General features: G+C 62.6%; 8 protein-coding genes and 1 pseudogene. 3 read left to right on the plus strand and 6 right to left on the minus strand.

Going from position 1 to position 7,862, the window contains the following annotated elements; translation table 11 throughout:
- The 5 genes and pseudogenes from QZZ02_RS10395 to QZZ02_RS10415 all read right to left on the minus strand — a co-directional run.
- The coding region (locus QZZ02_RS10395) for an NADH-quinone oxidoreductase subunit D (RefSeq protein WP_291844196.1) at positions 1-979 on the minus strand (979 nt) is incomplete at its 3' end.
- Between the two features lie 2 nt (positions 980-981).
- On the minus strand, positions 982-1,599 hold the full coding sequence (locus QZZ02_RS10400; protein WP_291844198.1) for an NADH-quinone oxidoreductase subunit C: 618 nt from the start codon (positions 1,597-1,599) through the stop codon (positions 982-984).
- A gap of 13 nt (positions 1,600-1,612) precedes the next feature.
- Positions 1,613-2,267: pseudogene (locus QZZ02_RS10405) on the minus strand (NADH-quinone oxidoreductase subunit B family protein).
- A complete protein-coding gene (locus tag QZZ02_RS10410) occupies positions 2,186-2,554 on the minus strand; it encodes an NADH-quinone oxidoreductase subunit A (RefSeq protein ID WP_291844201.1) in 369 nt (122 codons plus the stop codon). The pseudogene QZZ02_RS10405 and the gene QZZ02_RS10410 overlap by 82 nt, the downstream one beginning before the upstream one ends.
- A gap of 259 nt (positions 2,555-2,813) precedes the next feature.
- Positions 2,814-3,263, minus strand: a complete 450-nt coding sequence (locus QZZ02_RS10415; RefSeq protein WP_291844202.1) for a hypothetical protein — start codon at positions 3,261-3,263, stop codon at positions 2,814-2,816.
- A gap of 152 nt (positions 3,264-3,415) precedes the next feature.
- On the opposite strand from QZZ02_RS10415, the gene QZZ02_RS10420 reads away from it, so the two are divergent.
- Positions 3,416-4,159: a DUF599 domain-containing protein gene (locus tag QZZ02_RS10420; RefSeq protein ID WP_291844204.1), complete on the plus strand. Its 744-nt coding sequence runs from the start codon at positions 3,416-3,418 to the stop codon at positions 4,157-4,159.
- A gap of 94 nt (positions 4,160-4,253) precedes the next feature.
- Positions 4,254-5,807 carry an AbgT family transporter gene (locus QZZ02_RS10425; RefSeq protein WP_291844207.1) on the plus strand — a complete coding sequence of 518 codons (1,554 nt, stop codon included), beginning with the start codon at positions 4,254-4,256 and terminating at the stop codon, positions 5,805-5,807.
- Between the two features lie 21 nt (positions 5,808-5,828).
- Here the strand turns inward: QZZ02_RS10425 and QZZ02_RS10430 are convergent, their stop codons facing one another.
- Positions 5,829-7,184 carry a DEAD/DEAH box helicase gene (locus QZZ02_RS10430; RefSeq protein WP_291844209.1) on the minus strand — a complete coding sequence of 452 codons (1,356 nt, stop codon included), beginning with the start codon at positions 7,182-7,184 and terminating at the stop codon, positions 5,829-5,831.
- A 365-nt stretch (positions 7,185-7,549) separates the two neighbouring features.
- Here QZZ02_RS10430 and QZZ02_RS10435 point away from each other — a divergent pair.
- Positions 7,550-7,862 (plus strand): metal-dependent hydrolase (locus QZZ02_RS10435; RefSeq protein ID WP_291844211.1); only part of this gene is annotated, 313 nt, incomplete at its 3' end.

A 7,862-nucleotide genomic window follows, 5' to 3' on the forward strand; every position in this document is an offset into this window, starting at 1 on the left:
CCTTGGTGTAGAGCTTGAAGTGATGGATCAGCGCTTCCATCGAGCGCTTCATCTCGGCCCGGCGCGGCGGCGAGAACTTCGAGTCGGTGGCCAGCACCTCGCCGGCATTCTCGGGCTTCATGAGCCAGTCACAGCACTGGATCATGATCTTCACGCTCTCGCGCATCTCTTCCATGCGGCAGAGGTAGCGATCATAGCAATCGCCATTCTTGCCGACGGGGATGTCGAATTTCAGCTCGTCATAGACCGAATAGGGCTGCGAACGGCGCAGATCCCAGGCGAGGCCGGAGCCGCGCACCATGACGCCGGAGAAACCCCAGGCCAGCACGTCTTCCTTGGTGACAACACCGATATCGACATTGCGCTGCTTGAAGATGCGGTTTTCGGTCAGAAGGCTGTCGATATCGTCCAGCTTGGCCGGGAACTGATCACACCAGGCGCGAATGTCCTCGACCAGCTTCATCGGCAGGTCCTGGTGAACCCCGCCGGGCCGGAAATAATGGGCGTGCATGCGCGAGCCGGAAGCGCGCTCATAGAAGACCATGAGTTTTTCGCGCTCTTCAAAACCCCAGAGCGGCGGCGTCAGCGCACCGACATCCATGGCCTGCGTCGTCACATTGAGCAGGTGGTTGAGCACCCGGCCGATCTCGCAATAGAGCACGCGGACATATTCGCCGCGCCTTGGCACGGTGATGCCGGCCAGCTTTTCCGCGGCCAGGCAGAAGGCATGTTCCTGGTTCATCGGCGCGACATAGTCGAGACGGTCGAAATAGCCGATGCCCTGGAGATAGGTCTTGTGCTCCAGCAGCTTCTCGGTGCCGCGGTGCAGAAGACCGATATGCGGATCGACGCGCTCGACGACCTCGCCATCGAGCTCCAGCACGAGACGCAGAACGCCGTGGGCCGCCGGGTGCTGCGGCCCGAAATTGATCGTGAAATTGCGTTCGGACTTGCCGGTTTCGATCATGTCGTCAGCCATGCTCAGCCACCCTTCTGGCCATCTTGGGCCTTCTCATCACCCGGGATGATGTATTTGGCACCTTCCCACGGGCTCATGAAATCAAAGTCGCGATATTCCTGGACCAGCTCGACCGGCTCGTAGACGACCCGTTTCTGCTCTTCATCCCAGCGCACCTCGACATAGCCGGTGAGCGGGAAGTCCTTGCGCAGCGGATGACCCTCGAAGCCGTAATCGGTCAGCAGGCGACGCAGGTCCGGATGGTCGGCGAAGACAATGCCGTACATGTCGAAGGCTTCGCGTTCGAACCACTCAGCGACCGGATAGACCGGGATCACGGTCGGGACCGGCGTCTCCTCATCCGTCGACAGTTTCACGCGGATACGGTGATTCTGGTGCATGGAGAGCAGGTGATAGACGACCTCGAAGCGCTCGGCGCGCTGCGGATAGTCGACGCCGCAAATATCGATCAGCGTGGTGAAACGGCAAGCCGGATCATCGCGCAGGAAGGTCAACACGGTCTCGATCCGGTCGCGGTGTATCTCCACGGCCAGCTCGCCATTGGTGATCGACCAGCCGGTGACGGCGGCATCCTGGGCGTTGGCAATATGCTCGCCGAGAACCTTGAGGGCTTCGCTCATTTCCCGCTCTCTCCTAGCGCTCGATCGAGCCTTCGCGGCGGATCTTCTTTTGCAGCTGCAAAATGCCATAGACCAGGGCTTCCGCAGTCGGCGGGCAGCCCGGAACATAGATATCCACCGGGACGATCCGGTCGCAGCCACGCACGACCGAGTATGAGTAGTGATAATAGCCGCCGCCATTGGCGCACGAGCCCATCGAGATGACGTAGCGCGGCTCGGGCATCTGGTCGTAGACCTTGCGCAGGGCCGGAGCCATCTTGTTGGTCAGGGTGCCGGCGACGATCATCACGTCGGACTGGCGCGGGGAGGCGCGCGGGGCAAAGCCGAAGCGCTCGACGTCATAACGCGGCATCGAGGCCTGCATCATTTCAACGGCGCAACAGGCCAGACCAAAGGTCATCCACATCAGCGAGCCGGTGCGCGCCCAGGTGACAAGGTCGTCGGCGGCCGCAACCACGAATCCCTTGTCGGCCAGCGCATCGCTGACGCCGTCAAAGAACGGGTCGTGCTTCTTGGGGTCATAGCCGGGAACGGTCGCGCGTCCGGCCGTGCCGGCATGAGGTGTGAGATCAGATGCCATTGTGGACTACTCCCAATCCAGCGCGCCTTTTTTCAGCTCGTAAACGAAGCCGATGGTCAAAACAGCGAGGAAGACCATCATCGACCAGAATTCGAACGGGCCGAGATGCTCACGAAGGGTCACCGCCCACGGGAAGAGGAAGGCGACCTCGAGATCGAAGATGATGAACAGGATGGCGACGAGATAGAAGCGCACATCGAACTTCATCCGGGCGTCGTCAAAGGCGTTGAACCCGCATTCATAGGTCGACACCTTTTCCGGATCGGGCCGCGACGGCGCGATCACAAAGGCTGCGACCATGAATCCGATCCCGATCGCCGCGGCGATCATGAAGAAGATCAGGATGGGCAGGTATTCCAGAAGCAATGCGTCCATCGCCAAGCCTCGCCTTGAAGAGCGTCCGGTAGGGTGCGGGAGGCCTCGGAATGACTGGCTGGACACGCATGCAAGCGAATCGCGAACGCCAAACGGACCCCCTGCCCGATTGGCGCGGAAGCTAGAGCGCGCAGACGCTCGGAGCAAGGGCTAAAGACCGCCTGACTTCAGTTGCCTGCGTCAGCATCGGGGGATAATCAAACCCAGTTGCGAATGGCTTTCAACTACTCAATTCCGGCAGACCGGCCCGAATCGCATTTCAGCGCCTCACCCCCAGCACCGACAGCCAGAAAGCCGGCTTGAAGAAGGGCGATGACCGGGTGAAGGCCCGATCCGGAAAGACGTGCCAGGGCTTGTAACCCCAGCCCTCGACCAGGGCCCGGGCGTCGGCACCGAACCCTTCAGCATGAGCCGCCGCGATGGCAGCCCGGCGCGAACACCAGGTCGTGCGGGCAGCGCGAAAGCGCGCCAGGGCTTCGCCGGTCAGACCCTCGGCAATCCGGACAGAATGCCGCAGGACGCGAAACTCGCGATGCCGGGCCAGGCTGTCGAAACAGAGCAGTCCGGCGCCGGCAAGGCAAAGCAGACCCCACCACAAGTGCGCGTTCAGCGATGACAGCGACAAACAGCCCACGGCGAGCAATAGCGGCGGCCAGGTTGCGCGAAGGAACCACAAATGCCGGGCAGAATCGGAAATACGGGTCGTCATCGCGTGCTTCTCGCCCGGACAGGCAGCCGGCACCAGCGGGACTGGATTTGCCCCCGTCCCCCGTCGGCGCCGGCCGAGTTGCTTCCCCTTTGAGCTTGAAGCGGGCGCTAACTCATGGCTGCATGCCGGGATCAGGGGCGAAGGGACGGGCCATGCTGCAAGACTATTACGGGGTTATTGGTTTTGTGGTGATCGCAGCCGGGTTCTCCTGGCTGGTCGATCACAGTCCCTGGGCCAGCCGCACGCTGTCTCGCCGCATGGATGAGCATCGCAAGCAGTGGATGATGAACATGGCTGCGCGCTCGGTCCGCATCATGGACAGCCAGATCATTGCCGGCCTGCAGAATGGTATCGCCTTCTTCGCCTCGACCGCGCTTCTGGGCATCGGTGCCGCCTTCACCCTGATCACCGCGCTCGACCCGGTCATGTCGGCCGTCGGCGATGTCCCCTTCCTTGACACAACTTCGCGGATCCAGTGGGAAGTCATGTCGCTGGGCCTCTTGGTGATCTACGCCTACGCCTTCTTCAAGTTCGGCTGGGCCTACCGGCTGGTCAATTACTCGGCCATGCTGCTGGGCGCGACGCCGGACGTGCCGCGCGACAATGACGCCACCGCCGAAGCCCTGCGCGGCGCCTACCGCGCCGGCGCGATGAATGTGGTCGCCGGGCGCCAGTTCAATCGCGGCCTGCGCGCGCTTTTCCTGTCGATCGGCTATCTGGCCTGGATTGCCGGCCCGATGGCGCAGATCGGCGGCACCCTGATCGTGGCCGGCCTGCTGGTGTCGCGGCAGTTTTTCTCACCGGCGCTGGCCGCTCTGGCGGCCGGGCAAGATGCCATGGATGCGGTATCCATGCCGGCCTCGCCGGACGAGAGCGGCGATCAAGCAACCGGATGATCACGCGTAAGTTTCAGTTCGCCGTGTCTTGAGGATTGCCGCGCAACGTCGAATGCGTCCAAACTCCGCCCGGTTCTGAACAGGGGGAGATATCATGAGCATCGGATCAGTCATTCTCAATTCCGTCGAGAAGGCGGGCAACAAACTGCCCGACCCGGTCACGATCTTCCTGGTCCTGATCGGTGTGGTCATGCTGGCCTCGCTCGGCCTGTCGGCGCTTGGCACGGGTGTCGAGAATCCGGTGACGGGCGACTCGATCTCGGTGGTCAATCTCCTGACCGGCAGCCAGCTGCAGACCCTGCTGGTCGGCATGCCGGCCGTGTTGACGGGGTTTGCGCCGCTGGGAATGGTGCTTGTGGTGATGATTGGCGCCGGCATCGCCGAAAAGACCGGCCTCCTTTCAGCTGGCATGCGGGTCATGGTCTCCAGCGCTCCGAGCGCCCTGCTCACCCCGGTTCTCGTCTTCGCAGGCGTCATGGGCAATCTGGCTGTTGATTCCGGCTATATCGTCATGGTGCCGCTGGGTGCTGTTGTGTTCGCCGCAGCCGGACGCCACCCGATTGCCGGGATCGCGGCGGTCTTCGCGGGCGTGTCGGCCGGCTTCTCCGCCAATCTGGTGGTGACCTCGCTGGAACCGCTCCTTTTCGGCATCACCCAGACGGCCGCCCAGACCATCGAGCCGGGCTGGACCCTCAGCAATCTTGACAATTACTATTTTACAGCCGCGCTGACCCCGCTGCTGGTGATTGTCGGGACGCTGGTCAATGATCACATTGTCGAACCGCGCCTGGGCACCTGGGAACGACCGGCGGACTTTGCCGCACCGGAAGGTGACGGGACGCTCAGCGCCAATGAGCGCAAGGGCCTCGCCTGGGCCGGTCTGTCCCTGCTCGTGCTGACTGCAATCGTGCTTTTCCTGACCATCCCGGCGGACGGCATCCTGCGCGATGCGAATGGCGGCCTGGGTCCCTTCTTCCGCTCAATCGTGGCCATCCTGATGATCGCCTTTCTGGTCTCGGGCACGCTGTACGGGATCGCGGTCGGCAATGTGAAATCGGACAAAGACGTCGTTGCGCTCGGCACGAAGTCGATGGCGGACATGGGCGGCTACATCATCCTCGCCTTCGCCATGGCACACTTCATCTTTCTGTTCGGTGCCTCGGAAATCGATACGGTGATCGCGATCTCCGGTGCGGAAGGCCTGCAATCGCTGAACCTGCCGGCGCCATTGCTGATCGTTGGCATGGTCCTGCTGGTCGCCGTCCTGAACCTCTTCATGGGCTCGGCTTCGGCGAAATGGGCGCTGCTGGCACCCGTCTTCGTGCCCATGCTGATGCTGCTGGGGATTTCACCGGAAGGCTCGACACTCGCTTACCGGATGGGCGACCAGGCGACGAATATCATCACGCCGCTGATGCCCTATCTGCCGCTGATCCTGATCTTCTGTCAGCGCTATGTGCCGGAATTCGGTCTCGGCAGCCTGATTGCGGTCATGCTGCCCTATTCCATGGCCATCCTGGTCTCGTCGCTTGCCATGATCTTTGTCTGGTTTGCCTTCGACCTGCCGCTCGGGCCGGGCGATGCCAGCTTCGCCTATGAGGTCCCGGCCGCCGCCACCGCCCCGGCCGAAGCGGGGGCGGGTGGCTGACGCCCGAGATCAGGCTTTGGATCAGGCCGGCGTGCGGGCGCCTGAACGGTTGCGGCGACGCGGCCGTTTGGCACCGCCGCCGGACTGACCGCCACCGGACGGGCCTGATCCGCCACGATTGCCGCCGCCCTGGCGCTGGCCTTGCGGGCGCGAGTCGGCCGTGAAAGGCTTCTTGCGGGCCGGGCGCTGTTGTTGCTTCTTCTGTGAAGCGGCCGGTGTCGCCTTCTTGGCTTCGGCGAGGAATTTGTCCTCGTCACCCAGATAGACGCGCTCGATGTCGAGGCCGGTCAGGCGCTCGATATCACGCAGATATTCGTACTCGCCCGGTTCGCACATCGAAACTGCTACGCCCGATTTGCCCGCCCGCGCCGTCCGGCCGATGCGGTGGACATAGGCTTCCGGGATATTGGGCAGGTCGTGATTGACGACGTGGGAGACATTGTCGACATCGATGCCGCGCGCCGCGATATCGGTCGCGACCAGGATTTTCACGGCACCCGTCTTGAATCCGTCCAGCGCCTTGATGCGCTGGGCCTGGGACTTGTTGCCGTGAATGGCAGCCGACTTGAGGCCGTAATCCACCAGGTGACGGTTGATCTTGTCGGCACCATGCTTGGTTCGCGAGAAGACAATGGCACGCTCGACGGCGCGGTCTGACATCAGCTCGAGCAGGAGGTCCTTCTTGGACTCTTTCGGCAGCAGGACGACGGACTGTTCAATGCGCTCGATCGGGCGCGATTCGGGAGCCACGGAGACCTGCTTGGGATCATCCAGCATCTCTTGCGCCAGTGCCCGGATCGGCTTGGGCATGGTTGCCGACAGGAAGGCCGTCTGGCGCTTTTTCGGCAGGAAGCCGACGATCTTGCGGATCGCCGGGAAAAAGCCGAGATCGAGCATCTGGTCGGCTTCGTCGAGGATCAGCGTCGAGGTCTGGTTCAGACGCACGGCACCGGATTCCATCAGATCAAGCAGACGGCCCGGCGTGGCGACCAGCACGTCCACACCCTTGGATAGGGCACGGATTTGCGGTCCCGGCTTCACACCGCCGACGACGAGCGTCGAAGTGACACGCATGTGGCGGCCATAGGCCCGCACGTTTTCGAGGATCTGGGCAGACAGTTCGCGGGTCGGCGACAGGATCAGGGCGCTGCACGTCTTCGGCTGCGTCCGCAGATTCTCTGTGTGGAGCCGGTTCAGGATCGGCAGGGTGAAGGCAGCGGTCTTGCCGGTACCGGTCTGGGCGATACCAAGGACGTCACGGCCCTCGATCATTGCGGGAATCACTTCGCACTGGATCGGGGTCGGCGTTTCATAGCCTTCATCGGACAGGGCACGGAGAATGGGCTCGGCCAGGCCGAGATCAGTAAACTGGGTCAAAAATCAATATCTTTCTTGGGATTCCGGTCGCGATACATCGCAGGGCCGGATCCTTGGGGTTTTGCGTTGCGGAAGCTTGCGTAGATCAGCTGCCAATTGACTGGCGCCGGACCTGGCACCGCGGTGGCAATGATCAATACGCGCCGGAACACCGACGGGCTGTCTCGCCAACGCCTGCCGTTGCAGCCACATGGCTGCCTACACGCGGCAGGTCGTGGGGGTCGTGTCCCATGTTTCGCCGGGGTTGGCAAATCATTTCGCAAACGCAGCATTGCGGTCTGATTGACATGACCGGGAACTCACGCAGAATGTGAACAGCGTTTACCGCACCGGAATCCCGGTGGCGGAGCGATCGGAGTTCCACCATGGCCCGCACTGCAACCCCGGCTGATCTCGTTATCACCCCGCGCAATCGCCGGTTTGAGGATACGCCCGGACGAGCGCGCTGGTGGATGGGCGGCGACGCCTTCGCAACAGCCTGGCACAACGCCCTCTCCGTCACATTCCCGGCCGGAGAGACTTTCTTCATCGAGAGCGTGCGTCGCTTCCAGAAGGATGTTCCACCGGAACTGGCCTCCCAGATCAAGGACTTCGCGCGTCAGGAAGCCTTCCATACCCGTGAACACAACGCCTTCAACCAGCGCGTCATCGAGGACGGCTATGATGTCAGCCTCGCCC

The organism is Maricaulis sp., from assembly GCF_015665295.1.
Taxonomy (GTDB): domain Bacteria; phylum Pseudomonadota; class Alphaproteobacteria; order Caulobacterales; family Maricaulaceae; genus Maricaulis.